This window comes from Rhodococcus sp. 11-3 (assembly GCF_023704055.1).
Classification (GTDB): Bacteria; Actinomycetota; Actinomycetes; order Mycobacteriales; family Mycobacteriaceae; genus Rhodococcus; species Rhodococcus aetherivorans.
The window spans coordinates 2,707,254-2,728,279 of record NZ_CP080406.1; the positions used below are offsets into that span (position 1 = coordinate 2,707,254).

Genomic DNA, 21,026 nt, shown 5'->3' on the forward strand with positions numbered 1-21,026 from the left:
CCCCGCCCGGATCGGGGACAATTCCCGGTGTGTCGATACGTCAGTGGCGACACGCGCGCCTGACCTGGGCGGACGCCGCGAACTATCACGAGTCGAAATCGGACCGGCCGACCGACTGGTCCGCCTTCGTCGTGTTCGACGAGCGGGACGGTGCGATCCGCGGCCCCGAGGACGCGTCCGCTCACTTGCGCTCCCGGGCGCATCTGCTGACCGTGCTGGACCGGCGGATCGTCGAGGCGCCCGGCCGGCTGGACTATCCGTACTGGGTGCGGGCGCAGCTGCCGCCCGAGGAGCGCATCGAGTACCACGAGTGGGCCGGCGGCTCGTTCACCGCGTGCATCGACGCCATCGCGGACCTGTGCGCGGACCCGCTGGACGTCCGGCGGCGCGCGTGGTGCCTGCACGTCTTCGTCGCGGTGTCCGACCCGGACGATCCGGGCGCGACCGTGACGGTCGTCGTGCTGCAGGTCAGTCACGCCGTGATGGCAGGCTCGGCGCTGCCCGCCTTCCTCGGCGCGCTGTTCGGCGCGGACGGGCAACCGCTGCGCGTTCCCGGCCTGCCGCCGGCCGCGGCGCGACCGCAGCACGTCGCCGCAGCGGTCTCGGGTGTGGCGCGCTTCGCCCGCTGGTACCTGCGGCTCGGCTACCTGACGCTCGGCGCGGTCCTGGTGCGGCGCGCGGCGTCGGCGCGGTCCGCGGACGCCCCGACGGTCCCGTCCCCGGCGGCGCGGCCCGCAGCGGTGCTCGCCGGGGCGCCCGGCCCCGACCGGGTGATCCGGATCGTGCGGCCCGACCTGGGCAGTCTCGTCGGCCGGACCTACACCGTGACGGCCATGGGCCTGGCAGCGGTGTCCCTCGCGATGCAGCGCTACTTCGGCGAGCGCGGCCGGCCCGTCGTCGGCGCCCACGTCGCGGTTCCGGTCGCGGTCGGCGCGGCCGGTGCCGCGCTGGGCGTCAATCGGCTGACCGCCGCGATCGTTCCGTTGTGTACCGAGGTCGCCGATCCCCGCGACCGGGTGGCGGCCGTGGCCGACGCGCTCGCCGGCGAACGGCGGGTCGCGACGTCCCCCGAGGTGCTGCACCGCCTCGCGGGTGCGGGCGCGGTGCCGTATCCGCTGTACCGCCGGGCGGCGGACCGGCGCGACCGTGCGGCGGCGGCGGGCGGGTTCGCGGCACCCGCCGAGACCGCGGTCACCAGTGTCGACTGTGGCGCCGACACCGGCTGGACCTACCACGGCGGAACGTTCCGTTTCGTCGCGGGCATCCAGTCCCTCCGCCCGGGGATGGGTCTGGTGCACTCCTTCAGCCGGGCCGGCGAAGCGTTCGCCGTCACGGTCATGAGCTCGCCGCTGCTGATGCCGGATCTCGATCGGTACGCGACCCTCCTCGAGGAGGCGTTCGCCGAGGTGATCGAGGCCACCGGAGGCCGCCGATCCGGCACCGGATCCCGCGGCTGAGGGTGGCCGGGGCCGGCACCTGCCCCTCTGGTACGCTCATCCGCTGGTGTGTGCTGCGGTTCGCGGTGGCCGCACCGACGGGCATCGGCCCGTTCCACGAAGCGCGCGGACGTCATCGATCAGGAGTATCCCAGTGGCATTGACCACCGAGCAGAAGAAGCAGATCCTCGGCGAGTACGGCCTCCACGAGACCGACACCGGATCGCCCGAGGCGCAGGTCGCGATGCTCACCAAGCGCATCCAGGACCTGACCGAGCACCTGAAGCAGCACAAGCACGACCACCACTCCCGCCGCGGCCTGCTGCTGCTGGTCGGTCGTCGTCGCCGGCTGCTCAAGTACGTCGAGAAGGTCGACGTCAACCGCTACCGTTCGCTGATCCAGCGTCTGGGTCTGCGCCGATAGGAGCGCGGCGAAGCGACGACGCGATCTGCGTTCGCTGATCTTTCCGATAGCCAACGAGGCAATGCTTAGACTGAGCCTCGTTGGCTATCGGTGTTTGGCCGCTGCGCGGCCGGAGGTGGGTGACGTGCCCACCGGACACCGGCAGCGGCACCCGCGGACGGCGACACCGCCCGCGGAACCGTATGCACCGACGGTGTCGGTCTTCGGTAGTGACCTTCCGGACCCGGTCCGGACGGTTTCGATCGACGACCGCCTCCGCACGCTCGGCCCGTGAGACGCGGGCACGGGCGATCGGTGCGCAGCCGCAGCCACGAGGGTTGTGGCGCCCGCGCGGGTACGGCGAAGACGAGAGGGAAGAGAAGAGTAGAGATGACCAGCAATTCAGCAGTCGAGGTCGACGAGGGCGTGTTCGAGTCCGTCGCAGTCCTCGACAACGGGTCCTTCGGCACCCGCCAGATTCGTTTCGAGACCGGCCGCCTCGCCCAGCAGGCCGCCGGCTCCGTCGTCGCGTACCTCGACGACGAGACCATGCTGCTGTCGGCGACGAGCGCCAGCAAGCAGCCCAAGGAGCACTTCGACTTCTTCCCGCTGACGGTGGACGTCGAGGAGCGCATGTACGCCGCGGGCCGCATCCCCGGCTCGTTCTTCCGTCGCGAGGGCCGGCCCTCCACCGACGCGATCCTGACCTGTCGCCTCATCGACCGGCCGCTGCGCCCGTCCTTCGTCGACGGCCTGCGCAACGAGATCCAGGTCGTGGTGACGGTGCTCAGCCTGAACCCGAACGACCTGTACGACGTCGTCGCGATCAACGCCGCGTCGGCGTCCACCCAGATCGCCGGCCTGCCGTTCTCCGGCCCGGTCGGCGGCGTGCGGGTCGCGCTGATCACCTCCGAGGAGAACAAGACCGGCCAGTGGGTCGCGTTCCCGACGGTCGAGCAGCTCGAGAACGCCGTGTTCGACATGGTGGTCGCGGGTCGCATCGTGGGTGGCGGCGACAACCCCGACACCGCCGACGTCGCGATCATGATGGTCGAGGCCGAGGCCACCGAGAACGTCGTCGAGCTGGTCGCCGGCGGTGCGCAGGCGCCGACCGAGACCGTCGTCGCCGAGGGTCTCGAGGCCGCCAAGCCGTTCATCGCGCGGCTGTGCGTCGCCCAGCAGCAGCTCGCCGCCGCGGCCGCGAAGCCCACCGGTGACTTCCCGCTGTTCCCGGCCTACGAAGCCGACGTGTACGAGGCCGTCGAGGCCGCCGCGTCGACCAAGCTGGCCGAGGCGCTGACCATCGCCGGCAAGCAGGAGCGCGACGAGCGGACCGACGAGGTCAAGGTCGAGGTCCTCGAGCAGGTGGCCCCCAACTTCGAGGGCCGTGAGAAGGAGATCGGCGCGGCGTTCCGCTCGCTCACCAAGAAGCTGGTCCGCCAGCGGATCCTGCGGGACAAGTTCCGCATCGACGGCCGCGGCATCACGGACATCCGCGCCCTGTCCGCCGAGGTCGCGATCGTGCCCCGGGCCCACGGCTCGGCGCTGTTCGAGCGTGGCGAGACCCAGATCATGGGGGTCACCACGCTGGACATGGTGAAGATGGCGCAGCAGATCGATTCGCTCGGTCCCGAGACCAGCAAGCGGTACATGCACCACTACAACTTCCCGCCGTACTCCACCGGTGAGACCGGCCGCGTCGGCTCGCCGAAGCGCCGCGAGATCGGCCACGGCGCCCTCGCCGAGCGGGCCCTGATCCCGGTCCTGCCCAGCCAGGAGGAGTTCCCCTACGCGATCCGTCAGGTCTCCGAGGCGCTCAGCTCGAACGGCTCCACCTCGATGGGCTCGGTGTGTGCCTCGACGCTGTCGCTGCTCAACGCCGGTGTGCCGCTCAAGGCCCCGGTCGCGGGCATCGCGATGGGCCTGGTCTCCGACGAGGTCGACGGGGAGACCCGCTACGTCGCGCTGACCGACATCCTCGGCGCCGAGGACGCGTTCGGTGACATGGACTTCAAGGTGGCCGGCACGAAGGATTTCGTCACCGCGCTGCAGCTCGACACCAAGCTCGACGGGATCCCGTCGCAGGTGCTCGCCGGGGCGCTGTCGCAGGCGCACGACGCCCGCGCCACCATCCTCGAGGTGATGGCCGAGGCCATCGAGACCCCGGACGAGATGAGCCCGTTCGCGCCCCGGATCACCACCATCAAGGTCCCGGTCGACAAGATCGGCGAGGTCATCGGCCCCAAGGGCAAGATGATCAACTCGATCACCGAGGAGACCGGCGCGAACATCTCCATCGAGGACGACGGCACGGTGTACGTCGGTGCCGCCGACGGCCCGTCCGCGCAGGCCGCGATCGACAAGATCAACGCCATCGCGAACCCGCAACTGCCGAAGGTGGGCGAACGCTTCCTGGGCACCGTGGTCAAGACCACGGCGTTCGGCGCGTTCGTCTCGCTGCTGCCGGGCCGCGACGGCCTGGTGCACATCAGCAAGCTCGGCAACGGCAAGCGCATCGCCAAGGTCGAGGACGTCGTCAACGTGGGCTCGAAGATCCGCGTGGAGATCGCCGACATCGACAACCGGGGCAAGATCAGCCTGGTGCCGGTGCCCGACGAGGACACCGCCGACGCTTCGGGCGAGACACCCGAGGCTCCCGCGGCCGAGGACACGCAGCAGTAGTCCGGCCTCCGAGTCGCACCGCGGCCCCGCACCCTCGGAAGGTGCGGGGCCGCGGCCGTGTTTCCGGGGGAAGGCACGCGTCGGGCATCGGCCGGGTCGCGCCCCGGGGTCCGGGACATTCGCCCCGGCGTGACCGGATCGTTGTACTGTGTTGACGCACAATGTGTTCGGTGACTCCACGTGCCGTATTCCGGGGCGGAACCGTTCGCATGTCCCCACCGCCGGCCCGCCATGCACCTTTTCCCTCAAAGCGGCTCGCTCGTTGCCTGAGGGTGGTTCTCTGGGGACGTGAACACCGCAACGGAGCGTGTCCCCGGTTCCGGCCGGGGACTGAACCTGGCGCTGGCCACCTGGGTTTCCGCCATCAATTTCTGGGCCTGGAACATGATCGGCCCGCTGTCCACCACCTACGCGGGTGAGCTGTCCCTCAGCAGCTCGCAGGCGTCGATGCTGGTCGCGACGCCGATCCTGGTCGGTTCGCTCGGCCGCATCGCCGTCGGTTCGCTCACCGACCGCCACGGCGGACGGATCATGTTCATCGCGATCTCCCTCCTGTCGATCCTGCCCGTGATCGCAGTGGGTTTCGCGGCCGAGGCCGGGTCGTACCCGCTCCTGCTGGTCTGCGGGTTCTTCCTCGGCATCGCGGGCACGATCTTCGCGGTCGGAATCCCGTTCGCGAACAGCTGGTACGAACCCGCCCGCCGCGGCTTCGCCACGGGTGTTTTCGGCGCCGGCATGGTCGGCACCGCGCTCTCGGCATTCTTCACCCCACGCTTCGTGAACTGGTTCGGGCTCCTCGCGACGCATGTCATCGTCGCGGCCGCCCTCGCCGTCACCGCCGGCGTGTGCGTCCTCGTGATGCGCAACTCCCCGGACTTCCACCCGAACACCGACCCTGTCGGACCGAAACTTGCTGCGGCACTGAAACTGCGGGTCACGTGGGAGATGTCGTTCCTCTACGCCGTGGTGTTCGGCGGATTCGTGGCCTTCAGCAACTACCTGCCCACCTACATCAAGACCGTCTACGGCTTCTCCGCCGTCGACGCGGGCGCCCGCACCGCGGCGTTCGCCCTCGCCGCGGTGATCGCGCGGCCGATCGGCGGTGCCCTGTCCGACCGGATCGGGCCCAAGCCCGTCGTGCTCGTCTCGTTCGCGGGGACCGCGGTGATGGCCGCCATCGCGATCCTGCAGCCGCCGCCGGAGGTGTGGGCGGCCACCGACTTCATCCTGCTCGCGGTCTTCCTCGGCGTCGGCACCGGCGGTGTCTTCGCCTGGGTCGCACGACGTTCCCCCGCGAAGTCCGTGGGATCGGTCACCGGCATCGTCGCCGCGGCCGGGGGGCTCGGCGGCTACTTCCCGCCGCTGGTCATGGGCGCGACCTACGACCCCGCCGACAACGACTACACGGTGGGACTGGCGCTGCTCGTCGTCACCGCCCTCGTCGCCCTGCTCTACACCGCGGTCAAGCTGAGGGCCCACGAGAACGCCGCGCGCGACACACCCGGGGCCGGCACGACCACCACGACGCGACCCGAAGGGAGATGACGTGACAACCCAGCACACCGGCGGTGCCGCCGAAGAGTTGCTGCGCAGCAGCGGACGGTTCTTCACCCCGGGGGAGATCTCCGGAGACGGCCGGACCGTCACCCGCCGCGGCGGACGCGAAGGCGACATCTTCTACCGGGACCGGTGGAGTCACGACAAGGTGGTCCGGTCCACCCACGGCGTCAACTGCACCGGTTCGTGTTCGTGGAAGATCTACGTCAAGGACGGGATCATCACGTGGGAGACGCAGGAAACCGACTACCCCACGGTGGGCCCCGACCGCCCCGAGTACGAACCGCGCGGCTGTCCCCGCGGCGCTGCGTTCTCGTGGTACACGTACTCGCCGACGCGGGTGCGCTACCCGTACGCCCGCGGCGCGCTCGTCGAGATGTACCGCGAGGCCAGGGCGCGGCTCGGCGATCCCGTTCTGGCGTGGGCCGACATCCAGGGCGATCCCGAACGGCGCCGCCGTTACCAGCGGGCCCGCGGCAAGGGCGGCCTGGTCCGGGTGACGTGGGCCGAGGCGACCGAGCTGATTGCGGCGGCGCACGTGCACACCGTCCGGGAATACGGACCCGACCGGGTGGCCGGCTTCTCGCCGATCCCCGCGATGTCGATGGTGTCCTTCGCTGCCGGTTCCCGGTTCGTCGAGCTGATCGGCGGCGTCATGACGTCCTTCTACGACTGGTACGCCGACCTTCCCGTCGCCTCTCCGCAGGTGTTCGGGGACCAGACCGACGTGCCCGAATCCGGCGACTGGTGGGACGCGGCCTACCTCATGATGTGGGGATCGAACGTGCCGGTCACGCGCACACCCGACGCGCACTGGATGGCCGAGGTCCGCTACCGCGGCACGAAGGTCGTGACCGTGAGTCCCGACTACGCCGACAACACGAAGTTCGCCGACGAATGGATGCCGTGCGCGGCGGGCACCGACGGCGCGCTGGCGATGGCGATGGGCCACGTGCTGCTGACCGAGTTCTACGTCGAGCAGCGGGTCCCCTTCTTCGTCGACTACGTCCGGCAGTACACCGACCTGCCGTTCCTCGTGAAACTCGAGGAACGCGACGGCCGGCTCGTCCCGGGCAAGAACCTCACCGCGGCCGACCTCGGTCGGGACGTGGAGAACGCGGCGTTCAAGCCGGCGCTGCTCGACGGTGCGACCGACACCGTGGCGGTTCCGCACGGTTCGCTCGGCTACCGGTACGGCGACGACGGCATCGGCAAGTGGAACCTCGATCTGGGCGACCTCGTGCCGGCACTGACCGTCGCGCATCCCGGCGGCATCGCCGGCGAGGACGCGGTGACGGTGCACCTGCCGAGCTTCGACACGGTCGACGGGCACGGGGCGAGCATCGAGCGCGGAGTGCCGGTGCGGCGCGTCGGAGGACACCTGGTGTGCACCGTGTTCGACCTCATGCTTGCGCAGTACGGCGTCTCCCGTCCGGGCCTACCGGGCGTGTGGCCCACCGGCTACGACGATCCCGCCGTCCCCTACACCCCGGCGTGGCAGGAAGGCATCACGGGAGTTCCCGCCGCCCAGGCGATCCGGATCGCGAAAGAGTTCGCGCGCAACGCGGAGGAATCCGGCGGCCGGTCGATGATCATCATGGGTGCCGGCATCTGCCAGTGGTTCCATGGTGACGCGACCTACCGGGCGGTGCTGGCGTTGCTCCTTCTCACCGGGTCGATGGGCCGCAACGGGGGTGGCTGGGCCCACTACGTCGGGCAGGAGAAGTGCCGGCCCGTCACCGGCTGGGCTGCGATGGCGATGGGCACCGACTGGAGCCGGCCGCCGCGGCAGATGGCCGGTACGTCGTACTGGTACGTCCACACCGACCAGTGGCGCTACGACGGGTACCGCGCCGACGCGCTGGCGAGCCCGCTGGGCCGCGGCCGGTTCCGGGACAAGCACACGATGGACGTGATGACCTCCGCGGTCGCGATGGGGTGGACCCCGTTCTACCCGCAGTTCGACCGCAACACCCACGAGATCGCCGACGAGGCGCGGGCTGCGGGCGTGGACATCCCCGCGTACGTCGCCCGGAAACTCGCGAGCGGCGAGGTGAAACTGTCGGTCACCGACCCGGACAACCCGCGCAACTGGCCGCGGGTGCTCAACGTGTGGCGGTCCAACCTGCTCGGCTCGTCCAGCAAGGGCAACGAGTACTTCCTGCGGCACCTGCTCGGGACCGACTCGAACATCCAGGGCGTGCCGACCGGTCCGGACCTGCGCCCGCACGACGTCGCCTGGCCGGACGACCTGCCCGAGGGCAAGCTCGACCTGCTGATGTCGATCGACTTCCGGATGACGTCGACCACGCTGTTCTCCGACGTGGTGCTGCCTGCCGCGACGTGGTACGAGAAGGGCGACCTGTCGAGCACCGACATGCACCCCTACATCCACGCCTTCAGTCCCGCGATCGACCCGCCGTGGGAAACGCGTTCCGACTACGAGGCCTTCGGCGCCATCGCGAAGGTGTTCAGCGCGCTGGCGGCGAAGCACCTCGGAACCCGCACCGACATCGTGCTCGGCACACTGCAGCACGACACGCCGGGCGCGATGGCGTATCCGTCGGGCACGGAGAAGGATTGGCGCGTCACCGGGGAGGTGCCGGTGCCGGGCCGGACCATGGGCCCGCTCGCGGTGGTCGAACGGGACTACACCGCGATCGCCGACAAATGGTCGACCCTCGGGCCGCTCGTCGACACCCTCGGCCTGACCACCAAGGGCGTCACGACACGTCCGGTGCAGGAGGTCGCGGAGCTCGCCGCGACGTTCGGTGTGATGAATTCCGGTGCCGGGGAAGGCCGCCCGGCGGTCACGAGCGCCGAACGGATGGCCGATGTCATCCTCGCGCTGTCGGGCACCTCGAACGGCCGGCTCGCCGTCGAGGGCTTCCGTGAACTCGAGAAGCGCACCGGCCGCCGGCTCGTGCACCTCGCCGAGGGCAGCGAGGAACGCCGCATCACCTACGCCGACACCCAGGCCCGGCCGGTCCCGGTGATCACCAGCCCGGAATGGTCCGGCAGCGAGACCGGCGGGCGCCGCTACGCGCCGTTCACGGTGAACATCGAGGAACTCAAACCGTTTCACACGCTCACCGGCCGCATGCACTTCTACGTCGATCACGACTGGATCGAGGAACTCGGCGAGCAGTTGCCGACCTACCGTCCGCCGCTGGACATGTCGCGCCTGTTCGGCGAGCCCGCCGTGGGCAGCGGCGACGGCGTCGGACTGACCGTGCGGTACCTCACCCCGCACTCGAAGTGGTCGATCCACTCCGAGTACCAGGACAACCTGTTCATGCTGTCCCTCTCGCGGGGCGGTCCGACCATGTGGATGAGCCCGGGGGACGCGGCGAAGATCTCGGTGCGTGACAACGACTGGGTCGAGGCCGTCAACCGCAACGGCGTCGTGGTGTGCCGCGCGATCGTCTCGCACCGCATGCCCGACGGCGTCGTGTACGTCTACCACGCGCAGGAACGCACCATCGACGTGCCGCTCACCGAGACCACCGGCACCCGCGGCGGCATCCACAACTCGCTCACGAGGATCCTGATCAAGCCCACCCACCTGGCGGGTGGCTACGCGCAGACGTCGTTCGCGTTCAACTACCTCGGCCCCACCGGAAATCAACGCGACGAGGTGACGGTCGTACGCCGCCGGTCGCAGGAGGTCACGTACTGATGTCGACACCCACGACCACGATCCGGGAAGCGAGGCCGGCATGAAGGTGATGGCCCAGATGGCAATGGTCATGAACCTCGACAAGTGCATCGGCTGCCACACGTGCTCGGTCACCTGCAAACAGGCCTGGACCAACCGCTCCGGCACCGAATACGTGTGGTTCAACAACGTCGAGACCCGGCCCGGCCTGGGATATCCCCGTATGTACGAGGACCAGGAACGCTGGCGCGGCGGATGGATCCGCGACCGGAACGGCCGGCTGCGGCTGCGCGACGGCGGCCGGTGGAACAAGCTGTTCCGGATCTTCTCGAACCCGAAGATGCCGGCGATCGGCGACTACTACGAACCGTGGACCTACGACTACGAGAACCTCACCACCGCGCCGCTCGGCGACCAGATCCCCGTGGCGCCGCCGCGCAGCCTGATCAGCGGCAAGCCGATGAAGGTCGAATGGTCGGCGAACTGGGACGACGACCTCGGCGGCTCGCCGGAGATCGTCCCCGCCGACCCGGTGCTGAAGAAGGTCGGCGAGCAGGTCCGGCTCGAACTCGAACAGACCTTCATGTTCTACCTGCCGCGTATCTGCGAGCACTGCCTGAATCCGTCGTGCGTCTCGTCGTGCCCCTCGGGAGCGATGTACAAGCGTGTCGAGGACGGCATCGTTCTCGTCGACCAGGACCGCTGCCGCGGCTGGCGGATGTGCGTGTCCGGCTGCCCCTACAAGAAGGTGTACTTCAACCACAAGACCGGCAAGGCCGAGAAGTGCACGCTGTGCTATCCGCGCGTGGAGGTAGGCCTGCCCACCGTGTGCGCGGAAACCTGCGTGGGCCGGCTGCGGTACATCGGGCTCGTGCTCTACGACGTCGACCGGGTGCTCGAGGCCGCGTCCGTCGAGGACGAGAAGGACCTCTACGAGGCACAGCGGCAGGTGCTGCTCGACCCCCACGACCCGGAGGTGATCGCCGGCGCCCGCGCCGAGGGCATCTCCGACGAGTGGATCGAGGCCGCCCAGCGGTCGCCCGTGTACGCGCTGATCAACACGTATCGGGTTGCGCTGCCGCTGCACCCGGAGTACCGCACGATGCCGATGGTCTGGTACGTGCCGCCGCTCTCGCCGGTCGTCGACGCCGTGACCCGCGACGGCCACGACGGCGAGGACATCGGGAACCTGTTCGGTGCGCTCGAATCGCTGCGCATCCCGATCGAGTACCTGGCGGGACTGTTCACGGCGGGCGACACCGACGCCGTCGAAGCGGTGCTGCACCGGCTCGCCGCGATGCGCTCGTACATGCGCGACATCAACCTGGGCCGGGATACGCGGCCGGACATCCCCGACGCCGTCGGCATGACCGAGGAGCAGATGTACGAGATGTACCGATTGCTCGCCCTTGCCAAGTACGACGAGCGGTACGTGATCCCGACCGCCTACGCGGCCGAAGGCCACCAGCTCGAGGAATCCGCCACCGACTGCGCGTTGTCGTTCGAGGGCGGCCCCGGCATGTACGACTCCGGGCCGTTCGGCGAGGCCAGCGGAGGTCCCGTTCCCGTCGCGGTGGAAACCTTCCACGCGCTCCGGCAGCGGCAGACCTCCGAGGGGATGGCGGCGAACGCGTCGAATCCCTCCCGCGTGAACCTGCTCAACTGGGACGGCAAGGGCGTGCCCCAGGGCCTGTTCCCGGCCGGGCATCGAGTCGAGAACCGGGGGAGCGGGCGATGAGGGGGCTGCTGCGCCGTGGCGCGCGCGACACCGCATCGCGGCACCTGCAGCACCGGCTGATCCGGCAGGCGGCGTCGCTGCTGCTGGCGTACCCCGACGAGCGACTGCCGTCCCGTCTCGCGACCGTCGACCGGCTTCTCGGGCACATCACCGGGGAACCGGCGGAGCTGCTGGGCCGGACCCTCGCCGCCCTGCGCGACGGCGATCCCTTCGCCGCGCAGGCCGACTACGTCGACACGTTCGACATGCGCCGGCGCTCGACGATGTACCTCACGTACTGGACCGGCGGCGACACCCGCAACCGGGGCGCGGCGATCCACGCGTTCGCGCAGGCCTACCGCGACGCCGGCGCGGAGCCGCCGCCCGGGGAGGCGCCCGATCACCTCCCGGTGGTGCTCGAATTCGCCGCGACCGTCGACCCGGACGCGGGGGAGCAGCTGCTCGCCGCGCACCGCATCCCGATCGACGTGCTCCGGGTCGCGCTCGGCGAACGCGATTCCCCGTATGCGGCGGCGATCGAGGCGGTGTGCGCGACGTTGCCCCCGGTCGGCGATCAGGAAGAGCGCCGCGCCCGGCAGCTCGCGGAGGCCGGGCCGCCGGCCGAGGCGATCGGCCTCGAACCGTTCACCCTCACCGTCCCACCGCGCCGGACCGCAACCGTCTCGGCCCAGACCCGAGCCGAAGGAGTCGACTGACCATGTCCGCAGGGGAGATCTTCTGGGACGTCGTCCCGTACGTCACCATCGCCGTGGTGGTCGTCGGCACGTGGTGGCGCTACCGCTACGACAAGTTCGGCTGGACCACCCGCTCGTCGCAGCTCTACGAGAGCAAGCTGCTGCGCATCGCCAGCCCGATGTTCCACTTCGGCATCCTCGTGGTGATCGTGGGTCACGTCATCGGTCTGCTCATCCCGCAGTCGTGGACCGATGCGATCGGTCTGAGCCAGCACGCGTACCACGTGCAGGCGGTGACGCTGGGCACCGTCGCCGGGATCGCCACCCTCGTCGGGATCCTGTTGCTGATCTACCGCCGCCGCACCCGCGGACCGGTCTTCATGGCCACCACCGCCAACGACAAGCTGATGTACGTGGTGCTCGTCGCCGCGATCGTCGCGGGACTCGCCACGACCCTGATGGGCTCGGGTGTGGTGGGGGAGGAGCACAACTACCGCGAGACCGTCTCGCCGTGGTTCCGCTCCATCTGGATCCTGCAGCCGCGCGGCGACCTCATGGTGCAGGCACCCCTGTCGTTCCAGCTCCATGCGCTGATCGCCCTGGCCCTGTTCGCGCTGTGGCCGTTCACCCGCCTGGTGCACGCCTTCAGCGCACCCGTCGGATACCTGTTCCGCCCCTACGTGGTCTACCGCAGCAGGGACGTCGCCCCCAAGGGGCAGCTGGTCGGGTCGCGGCCGCACCGCCGCGGGTGGTGACCGGAAGGGGTGCGCGGCGGCGCGTGTAGTGTGAGATGTTCCGTCCAGCACACCCACTCGCCTGTAGGACCGTCGAACATCTTCATGGCCGCCACCCGCCGCTCCGCCGCCGCTCCGTCCGCCGCCGTTTCGTCCGTCGTCGCCTCCGCGTCGGCACCCACCGAGCCCGACTCCGGGGTTCGGCGCACCCACCTGCCCGGGGGGCTCCGCGTCGTCACCGAGCACGTGCCCGGCGTGCGCTCGGCCGCCGTCGGCGTCTGGGTGGGCGTCGGCTCCCGCGACGAGCAGCCCTCCGTCGCCGGTGCCGCCCACTTCCTCGAGCACCTGCTGTTCAAGGCCACCCCGACCCGGACCGCGCTCGACATCGCCGAACTCGTCGACGGGGTCGGCGGCGAGCTCAACGCGTTCACCGCGAAGGAGCACACCTGCTTCTACGCCCACGTGCTCGACGACGATCTGCCCCTGGCCGTCGACCTCGTCGCCGACGTCGTGCTGCGCGGCCGTTGCCGCAGCGCCGACGTCGACGTCGAACGGCAGGTCGTCCTCGAGGAGATCGCAATGCGCGACGACGATCCCGAGGATCTGCTCGGCGACGCGTTCCTCACCGCCCTGTACGGCGACCACCCGATCGGCCGTCCGATAATCGGCTCGGTCGAATCGATCGAGGCGATGACCCGTACCCAGTTGCACTCGTTCCACGTGCGGCGGTACACGCCGGACCGCATGGTCGTCGCCGTCGCCGGCAATGTCGATCACGACCACACCGTGGAACTGGTCCGTCGCGCGTTCGCCGGGCACCTCGACCCCGCCACGACCGCCGCCCCGCGCCGCGAGGGCAGTCTCCGCCTGCGTACGACGCCGACGCTGAGCATCACCGACCGCGACGGCGAGCAGGCCCACCTGGCGGTCGGCGTGCGATCCTTCGGCCGCCACGACCACCGGCGCTGGGCGCTGTCGGTGCTCAACACCGCCGTCGGCGGCGGCTTGAGCTCACGGCTGTTCCAGGAGATCCGGGAGAAGCGCGGCCTCGCCTACTCGGTGTACTCGGGTGTGGACACCTTCGCCGACACCGGCGCGTTCTCCGTCTACGCCGGCTGCCAGCCCGAGAACCTCGGCGAGGTCGCCGCGCTCGTCCGCGAGGTGCTCGCCGATGTCGCCGAGAACGGCGTCACCGAGGCCGAGTGCGCCCGCGCCAAGGGTTCGCTGCGCGGGGCTCTGGTCCTCGGCCTCGAGGACACCGGGGCCCGGATGAACCGGATCGGACGCAGCGAACTGAGCTACGGCACGCACTGGAGTGTCACCGAGACGCTCGAGCGGATCTCGTCGGTGAGTGCGGCGGAGGTCCGCGCCGTCGCCGCCGAGCTGCTGCACCGGCCGTTCGCCGCGGCCGTCGCCGGACCGTATCGCCGGCCCCGGGACCTGCCCGCCTCGGTGCGCGTCCTCGTCGCGTGACCGCGGGCTGAGCACGGTCGAGGTAGTCCGGTTGCGTAGGCTGCTGCGGGACGGCGATCGGACGAGGAAGCGTGGAGAGTCAAGTGAACGCAGCAGCAATTCGGGTGGGTGTGCTCGGCGCCAAGGGCAAGGTCGGGCAGGCGATCTGCGCGGCCGTCGAGGCGGCCGCCGACCTCGAGCTCGTTGCTGCGGTCGACCGGGGCGACAGCCTCGACGACTTCGTCGCCTCCCGGGCGCAGGTGGTGGTGGACTTCACCCACCCCGATGTGGTGATGGGCAACCTGCAGTTCCTCGTCGAGCACGGCATCCACGCCGTCGTCGGCACTACCGGATTCGACGACGCACGACTGGACCGGGTCCGCGGCTGGCTGGCCGCGCAGCCGGAGGTCGGCGTCCTGATCGCGCCGAACTTCGCGATCGGTGCCGTGCTGTCGATGCGCTTCGCGCAGGCCGCCGCGCGGTTCTTCGACTCCGTCGAGGTCATCGAGCTGCACCACCCCAACAAGGCGGACGCGCCGTCGGGCACGGCCTACCGCACCGCGGCGCTCATCGCGCAGGCCCGCGCCGCGGCCGGTGTGGGCCGCAGCCCCGACGCCACCAGCACCGAACTCGAGGGTGCCCGCGGCGCCGACGTGGAGGGGGTGCGGGTGCACTCCGTGCGTCTGGCCGGGCTCGTCGCACACCAGGAGGTGCTGCTCGGCACCCAGGGCGAGACCCTGACCATCCGCCACGACTCGATCGACCGGTCCTCCTTCGCGCCCGGCGTGCTGCTCGGCGTGCGCGAGATCGGGGGCCGGCCCGGCCTCACCGTCGGCATCGACCCCCTCCTCGACCTGTGAGGGGCGACCTGGTCAAGGTCCTCGCGCCGATCGCCTTCATCGTCGTCGCGCTGGGGTTCTACTTCGTGCTGCTCGGCGGGCGCGGGCTCGAACTGGTGCGCTCCGGCAACGCCGCGGCCGTCGGGCTCGGCATCGGCGTGCTGCTGCTGCCGTTGGTGGGCGTGTGGATCGTCTACGCCACCGTGCGGGCCGGTTTCCAGCACCAGCACCTGTCCCGGCGGATCCACGAGGAGGGCCTCGAACTCGACGTGCGCGACCTGCCGCGCCGGCCGTCGGGCCGGATCGACCGCGACGCCGCCGACACCCTGTTCGAGCGGGTCAAGAAGGAGTGGGAGGCCGACCCGGACAACTGGCGCAACTCCTACCGTCTCGCCCGCGCGTACGACTACGCCGGCGACCGCGGCCGGGCCCGGGAGACCATGCGCCGGGCCGTCGCGCTCGAGAAGCTCGAGCGCCCGCAGTCCGCCGATTGATCATGCGCCCCGGCGTCGAGCGAATGTATCGTTCATCTCCTCAGCGGTAGCGGGCGATACATTCGCTCGGTCCACGCCCCGGCCGAAGCCTGATCGCGGTTGCGGTTGTCGTTGCGGGGCAGGGACACCGATCGGTCGGCGACGTACCCTGCAGGGTGTGACCGAGGCCCCCGCCGACGGTGAGCGCACTCTGCTCGTCGTCCACCACACTCCGTCCCCGTCGACCCGCGAACTGCTCGAGGCGGTGCTGGCCGGGGCGCGTGACCCCGACATCGTGGGCGTGCGGGTGCGGACGGTGCCGGCGCTGGGCGCGACCGTGCCGGACGTGCTCGCCGCCGACGGTTACGTGTTCGGCACCACCGCGAACTTCGGATACATGTCGGGGGCACTCAAGCACTTCTTCGACACCGTCTACTACCCGTGCCTCGACGCCGTCGCGGGCCGGCCGTACGGGTTGTGGGTACACGGCAACAACGACACCGCGGGCGCCGTCGCCTCGGTGCGCAAACTCGTCACCGGACTCGCCTTGGCGCAGGTCACGGAGGATCTCGAGATCACCGGGCCGATCGACGCAAAGGTCCGTGAACGCTGCTACGAACTCGGGGCGACCGTCGCGGTGTCCGTGTCGGAGGAGTGCTGACCGACCGGGACGTCGCAGGCACCGGACACCGCGCGGTGCGTCAGAGCTGCTGCTCGACGAACTTCGTCAGGCCCCGCTCGGCGGTCTCCATCGCCATCTTCTGCGCCTTCTTGACCATGAAGCCGGGCAGCGGGATCTTCGGATCGATCGTGAGGGTGAAGTCGACGCGGGTGCCGCTCTCGGTGGCGGTGAGGGTGTAGGTGCCGTCCTGCTGGTGCTGCTGGTGGCTCTCGACCAGGGTCCAGGACATCGATTCGTCGCCGTTCCAGTAGTAGTCCACCACCTGCTCGTCGTGGAGACCGATGATGGAGACGGTCATGCGCACGCGGTGCGGGCGGCCGTCCGGGTGGGTGGTCTCGACGACGACGGTCTTGTGGGGCCCGGACCACTCCGGCAGCCGGTCGACCGCGGCGATTCCCGCCATCACGCGACCCGGGTCGGCCTTGATCTCGAAACTGCTGGAACTGCTGACGGCCATGGGCTCACTTCCTCGTCTTTCGGGTGACGTGCGTCGGCAATGTACCGCACGGCCTCCCGCTCAACCGTCCTCGCGCTCGGACGGTTCCGACGTAGCGGACGGGCCGGGCCCGGTCTCCTCGGCGCGACGCGTCGCGGCGCGCTCGTCGGCGCGGCGCTGATACCGCATCTGCTCGCGCAGCGCCCCCTGGACGGCCTGCGACACCCACGAGTTCAGTGACACGCCGTTCTGGGCCGCCGCCTCCTCGGCGCGTGCCTTGATCTGCTCGACGAGGCGCAGCGTCACCCGGCTGATGTCCCCGGTGACGTCCTCGAAAGTCGTTGCGGTGCCTGTGGTTTCGGTGGGCGCATCCGTGTGCACCTCGAGCACCGCCGCGCTGCCGTCGAGACGCACGGTGACCACCCGGTCGCCGAGCTCCTTCGAGACCTCCGCCGCCATGTCCGACAGTGCCCGCAGCACGGCCAGGCGGGCGGGCGCGGCGACCGCTGTGGCGAGGGCTGCCGCGGTCCGGCGGGTCTGTTCGTCGCCGAGCTCCGCGGCGGCGACGAGGGACTCGGTGATCGCGTCCAGGTACGGGTCCAGGTTCATGACGCCATACTGATGTCAACGATGATGTCAGTCAAGACGTCAACACGCGGCCCGCGTCCGGTGCCGCCCGCGGCGGCGCTACGGTTCGACTGGATCGACAACCTGGAGGAGAACCGATGGCGCCCGAGCCCGTCACGCTGAAGGTCAGGCTGGTGGCCAAGACCGAGTTCGTCCCGCCCGCCGACGTGCCCTGGGAGACCGACGCCGACGGCGGGGAGGCACTCGCCGAGTTCGCCGGCCGGGCCTGCTATCAGAGCTGGTCCAAGCCCAACCCGCGCACGGCCACGAACGCCGGGTACCTACGCCACCTGCTCACCGTCGGGCACCTGTCCGTGCTCGAGCACGGTTCGGTGAGCTTCTACATCACCGGCATCTCCCGGTCGTGCACCCACGAACTCATCCGGCACCGGCACTTCTCCTATTCCCAGCTGTCCCAGCGGTTCGTCCGCGGCAGCGACGCGCCGGTCGTGGTCCCGCCGGCCGTGGCGGGGGATCCGCGGCTCGAGGAACTGTTCCTCGCCGCCGCCGAGTCCAGCCGGGCCGCGTACATCGAACTGCTCGACGCGCTCGACGCGAAACTGTCCCACCTGCCCGAGGGGCCGATCCGCGCGAAACAGGCCCGCGAGGCCGCGCGATCGGTGCTGCCCAACGCCACCGAGACCCGCGTCGTCGTCACCGGCAACTACCGGTCCTGGCGGCACTTCGTGGCCATGCGCGCGACCGAGCACGCCGACGTCGAGATCCGCCGCCTCGCCGTCGAGTGCCTGCGTCAGCTGCAGGACGCCGCGCCGAACATCTTCGGCGACTTCACCATCACCCGCCTGCCCGACGGCTCCGAGGTCGCCGCCAGCGCCTTCGCCGCCGACACCTGACCGGCAGGTGTGTGTGGAACAGCCCCCGTCACGCGGTAGCCTTCTGACCATGACCAACGGTGATTCCGCTTCTGCTGTCGAGCTTCCGTTCGGCACCATCGCCACAGCGATGGTGACCCCGTTCACCGCCGACGGCAAGCTCGACGTGGACGCGGGTGTGCGTCTTGCCGCCTACCTGGTCGACGGCGGCTGCGATGCGCTGGTTCTCGCGGGCACCACCGGCGAATCGCCGACCACCACCGAGAACGAGAAGCTCGAGCTGATGCGCGCCGTGCTCGCCGCGGTGGGGGACCGCGCGAAGATCATCGCCGGCGCCGGCAGCAACGACACCGCCCACAGCGTCGAACTCGCCCGCGACGCCGCGCGGGCCGGCGCCCACGGCCTGCTCGTCGTCACTCCGTACTACTCGCGGCCGCCGCAGGCCGGGCTCTACGCCCACTTCACGGCCGTCGCAAACGCCACCGACCTGCCGGTCATGCTCTACGACATCCCACCGCGCTCGGTCGTGCCGATCGAAACGGAGACGCTGCGCCGGCTCGCGGAGCATCCGCGCATCGTGGCGGTCAAGGACGCCAAGGGCGACCTCAACGCCGGTGCCGAGCTCATCGGCACCACCGACCTGAAGTTCTACTCCGGCGACGACCCGCTGAACCTGCCGTGGCTGTCCGTCGGCGCCGTCGGATTCGTCAGTGTCATCGGGCATCTCGTTCCCGGCCGGCTGCGCGAGCTGTACGACGCCTTCCAGGCCGGCGACCTCGTCCGCGCCCGCGCGGTCAACCTGAGCCTCATGCCGATCCTGCGCGCCGTCTCCCGCCTCGGCGGGGTGAGCGCGTCGAAGGCAGGTCTGCGGTTGATGGGTCTCGACGTCGGCGAGCCGCGCCTGCCCCAGGTGGCGCCGACCTCTGCGCAGATCGACGCGCTCGCCGCGGATCTGCACGCCGCGGGGGTGCTCGCGTGAGCCGCCCGTCGCGCGGCCGGGGCCGCGCCACCCGCAACGCCGGACCGCCCAGCGGCCGGCCCGCGCGCCGGACCGTGCAGACCTCGGCCAACACCCAGCGGCCCGATCCGCGCAAGGTGGCGGACATGTCGGGGCGCCTCGGCACCCCGCCGAAGGCGCCGCCGAAGGGCCTGCGCGTCGTCGCGCTCGGCGGCATCGGCGAGATCGGCCGCAACATGACGGTCTTCGAGCATCAGGGCCGGCTCCTCGTCATCGACTGCGGCGTGCTCTTCCCCGAGGACCAGCAGCCCGGCGTCGACCTGATCCTGCCGGACTTCCGGCACATCGAGGACCGCATGGACGACGTCGAAGCCGTCGTCCTCACCCACGGCCACGAGGATCACATCGGGGCGGTGCCGTTCCTGCTGCGCCTGCGTCCCGACATCCCGGTCGTGGGCTCGAAGTTCACCCTCGCGCTCGTCGCCGCGAAATGCCGCGAGCACCGGCTGCGGCCCAACCTCGTCGAAGTCGTCGAGGGGGACAAGACCACGCACGGCCCGTTCGAGTGCGAGTACTTCGCCGTCAACCACTCGATCCCGGACGCGCTCGCCGTCGCCGTCCGCACCGAGGCCGGGCTCGTGCTGCACACCGGCGACATCAAGCTCGACCAGTTGCCGCTCGACGGCCGCCTCACCGACCTCGCCGGATTCTCCCGGCTCGGCGACGAGGGCGTCGACCTGTTCCTCGTCGACTCCACCAACGCCGAGGTGCCGGGCTTCGTGATGCCCGAACGCGAGATCGGCGGCGTCCTGGACAACGTCATCGGCAAGGCCACCCAGCGCGTGATCGTCGCGTCCTTCGCCAGCCACGTGCACCGCATCCAGCAGGTCGTCGACGTCGCCGGGCGGTACAACCGCCGCATCGCCTTCGTCGGACGGTCGATGGTGCGCAACATGCAGATCGCGCAGGACCTCGGCTACCTGCGGGTGCCGGACGGGCTCGTCGTCGATCTCGACACCGCCGCGACATTGCCCGACAACCGGCTCGTGCTGATCTCCACCGGCTCGCAGGGTGAACCGCTGTCCGCGCTGTCGCGCATGGCGCGCGGCGAGCACCGCCAGATCAACATCAAGGCCGACGATCTCGTCATCCTGGCTTCCTCCCTGATCCCGGGCAACGAGAATTCGGTGTTCGCGGTCGTCAACGGCCTCGCCAAGCGAGGCGCCACCGTCGTCACCCAGCAGAACGCGAAGGTGCACGTCTCCGGCCACGCCTCCGCGGGCGAGCTGCTGTACCTGTACAACGCGGTGCGCCCGACGAATGCGATGCCGGTGCACGGCGAATGGCGGCACCTGCGGGCCAACGCGGCGCTGGCCGAAGCGACCGGGGTGCCGCGGGACCGGATCGTGCTCGCCGAGGACGGCGTGGTCGTCGACCTCGTCGACGGGCTCGCGGAGATCGTCGGACAGGTACCCGTCGGCCACGTCTACGTCGACGGCCTGTCCGTCGGTGACGTCGGCGAATCGACCCTGTCGGACCGGTTGATCCTCGGCGAGGGCGGCTTCATCTCCATCTCCGTCGCCGTGGACGAGAACGGTCGCGCCGTGAGCACCCCGGGGGTGTCCGGCCGCGGCTTCTCCGACGACCCGGGAGCGCTCTCCGAGGCCGCGCAACTCGTGGACAAGGTCCTCAACGAGCTCGCCGCCGAGGGTATCGACGACGCCCACCGCATCGCCCAGGCGATCCGCCGTGTCGTCGGGCGCTGGGTGTCCGACACCTACCGTCGCCGGCCGATGATCGTGCCGACGGTGATCACCGTCCCGGGCCCGGCGTAGCCGCGCCGG

The 21,026-nt window shown here is 70.4% G+C and carries 17 protein-coding genes; 15 read left to right on the forward strand and 2 right to left on the reverse strand.

The features are described 5' to 3' along the window. The first annotated feature begins 29 nt into the window (after positions 1-29). The 12 genes from KZJ41_RS12935 to KZJ41_RS12990 all read left to right on the forward strand — a co-directional run bounded on the left by KZJ41_RS12935 (position 30) and on the right by KZJ41_RS12990 (position 16,307). Positions 30-1,457, forward strand: coding sequence for a wax ester/triacylglycerol synthase domain-containing protein (locus KZJ41_RS12935; RefSeq protein WP_006948315.1), 1,428 nt, complete (start codon positions 30-32; stop codon positions 1,455-1,457). 133 nt (positions 1,458-1,590) lie between these two features. Continuing rightward, complete coding sequence (rpsO, locus tag KZJ41_RS12940) at positions 1,591-1,860, forward strand: 30S ribosomal protein S15 (RefSeq protein ID WP_003935677.1); 270 nt, start codon at positions 1,591-1,593, stop codon at positions 1,858-1,860. Between the two features lie 369 nt (positions 1,861-2,229). Next, positions 2,230-4,521 (forward strand): polyribonucleotide nucleotidyltransferase, encoded by a 2,292-nt coding sequence (locus tag KZJ41_RS12945; protein ID WP_006948313.1) that lies wholly within the window; start codon positions 2,230-2,232, stop codon positions 4,519-4,521. Positions 4,522-4,809: 288 nt separating this feature from the next. Beyond that, positions 4,810-6,066, forward strand: coding sequence for a NarK/NasA family nitrate transporter (locus tag KZJ41_RS12950; RefSeq protein WP_256997142.1), 1,257 nt, complete (start codon positions 4,810-4,812; stop codon positions 6,064-6,066). A gap of 1 nt (position 6,067) precedes the next feature. Further along, positions 6,068-9,757, forward strand: a complete 3,690-nt coding sequence (locus tag KZJ41_RS12955; protein WP_102799226.1) for a nitrate reductase subunit alpha — start codon at positions 6,068-6,070, stop codon at positions 9,755-9,757. 40 nt (positions 9,758-9,797) lie between these two features. After that, positions 9,798-11,474 carry a nitrate reductase subunit beta gene (gene narH / locus KZJ41_RS12960; protein WP_006948304.1) on the forward strand — a complete coding sequence of 559 codons (1,677 nt, stop codon included), beginning with the start codon at positions 9,798-9,800 and terminating at the stop codon, positions 11,472-11,474. After that, positions 11,471-12,169: a nitrate reductase molybdenum cofactor assembly chaperone gene (narJ, locus tag KZJ41_RS12965; protein WP_029543308.1), complete on the forward strand. Its 699-nt coding sequence runs from the start codon at positions 11,471-11,473 to the stop codon at positions 12,167-12,169. Before narH ends, narJ begins: the two co-directional genes overlap by 4 nt. Before the next feature lie 2 nt (positions 12,170-12,171). Continuing rightward, positions 12,172-12,903, forward strand: coding sequence for a respiratory nitrate reductase subunit gamma (narI, locus tag KZJ41_RS12970; protein WP_029543309.1), 732 nt, complete (start codon positions 12,172-12,174; stop codon positions 12,901-12,903). A gap of 84 nt (positions 12,904-12,987) precedes the next feature. Then, the gene (locus tag KZJ41_RS12975) at positions 12,988-14,355 is read left to right on the forward strand and encodes a pitrilysin family protein (protein ID WP_029543310.1); all 1,368 of its coding nucleotides are present in this window, start codon (positions 12,988-12,990) and stop codon (positions 14,353-14,355) included. 83 nt (positions 14,356-14,438) lie between these two features. Further along, positions 14,439-15,194 (forward strand): 4-hydroxy-tetrahydrodipicolinate reductase, encoded by a 756-nt coding sequence (dapB, locus tag KZJ41_RS12980; protein ID WP_170914074.1) that lies wholly within the window; start codon positions 14,439-14,441, stop codon positions 15,192-15,194. Then, entirely contained in the window at positions 15,191-15,667 is a 477-nt protein-coding gene (locus tag KZJ41_RS12985; protein ID WP_251550867.1) for a hypothetical protein, read from the forward strand. Before dapB ends, KZJ41_RS12985 begins: the two co-directional genes overlap by 4 nt. A 157-nt stretch (positions 15,668-15,824) precedes the next feature. Further along, complete coding sequence (locus KZJ41_RS12990; RefSeq protein WP_006948298.1) at positions 15,825-16,307, forward strand: flavodoxin family protein; 483 nt, start codon at positions 15,825-15,827, stop codon at positions 16,305-16,307. A gap of 40 nt (positions 16,308-16,347) precedes the next feature. On the opposite strand, the gene KZJ41_RS12995 is transcribed toward KZJ41_RS12990, so the two are convergent. Together KZJ41_RS12995 and KZJ41_RS13000 are read right to left on the reverse strand one after the other, a co-directional pair. Then, complete coding sequence (locus KZJ41_RS12995; RefSeq protein WP_006948297.1) at positions 16,348-16,785, reverse strand: SRPBCC family protein; 438 nt, start codon at positions 16,783-16,785, stop codon at positions 16,348-16,350. Between the two features lie 60 nt (positions 16,786-16,845). Then, complete coding sequence (locus tag KZJ41_RS13000) at positions 16,846-17,373, reverse strand: toxin-antitoxin system HicB family antitoxin (RefSeq protein WP_006948296.1); 528 nt, start codon at positions 17,371-17,373, stop codon at positions 16,846-16,848. Positions 17,374-17,489: 116 nt separating this feature from the next. Here KZJ41_RS13000 and thyX point away from each other — a divergent pair, with 116 nt between their 5' ends. The 3 genes from thyX to KZJ41_RS13015 are packed head-to-tail and all read left to right on the forward strand — an operon-like array spanning position 17,490 to position 21,017. Continuing rightward, positions 17,490-18,245, forward strand: a complete 756-nt coding sequence (gene thyX / locus KZJ41_RS13005) for an FAD-dependent thymidylate synthase (RefSeq protein WP_006948294.1) — start codon at positions 17,490-17,492, stop codon at positions 18,243-18,245. A gap of 49 nt (positions 18,246-18,294) precedes the next feature. Continuing rightward, entirely contained in the window at positions 18,295-19,203 is a 909-nt protein-coding gene (gene dapA / locus KZJ41_RS13010) for a 4-hydroxy-tetrahydrodipicolinate synthase (RefSeq protein WP_006948292.1), read from the forward strand. Beyond that, positions 19,200-21,017 carry a ribonuclease J gene (locus KZJ41_RS13015; protein WP_006948291.1) on the forward strand — a complete coding sequence of 606 codons (1,818 nt, stop codon included), beginning with the start codon at positions 19,200-19,202 and terminating at the stop codon, positions 21,015-21,017. Before dapA ends, KZJ41_RS13015 begins: the two co-directional genes overlap by 4 nt. Positions 21,018-21,026: the final 9 nt, after the last annotated feature.

Bases quoted from the DNA above. Each gene is read 5' to 3' on its own strand.
- KZJ41_RS12945 (WP_006948313.1), top strand. From the start codon at position 2,230: ATGACCAGCAATTCAGCAGTCGAGGTCGACGAGGGCGTGTTCGAGTCC.
- narH (WP_006948304.1), top strand. From the start codon at position 9,798: ATGAAGGTGATGGCCCAGATGGCAATGGTCATGAACCTCGACAAGTGC.
- narJ (WP_029543308.1), top strand. From the start codon at position 11,471: ATGAGGGGGCTGCTGCGCCGTGGCGCGCGCGACACCGCATCGCGGCAC.
- narI (WP_029543309.1), top strand. From the start codon at position 12,172: ATGTCCGCAGGGGAGATCTTCTGGGACGTCGTCCCGTACGTCACCATC.
- KZJ41_RS12975 (WP_029543310.1), top strand. From the start codon at position 12,988: ATGGCCGCCACCCGCCGCTCCGCCGCCGCTCCGTCCGCCGCCGTTTCG.
- KZJ41_RS12995 (WP_006948297.1), bottom strand. From the start codon at position 16,785: ATGGCCGTCAGCAGTTCCAGCAGTTTCGAGATCAAGGCCGACCCGGGT.
- KZJ41_RS13000 (WP_006948296.1), bottom strand. From the start codon at position 17,373: ATGAACCTGGACCCGTACCTGGACGCGATCACCGAGTCCCTCGTCGCC.
- thyX (WP_006948294.1), top strand. From the start codon at position 17,490: ATGGCGCCCGAGCCCGTCACGCTGAAGGTCAGGCTGGTGGCCAAGACC.
- dapA (WP_006948292.1), top strand. From the start codon at position 18,295: ATGACCAACGGTGATTCCGCTTCTGCTGTCGAGCTTCCGTTCGGCACC.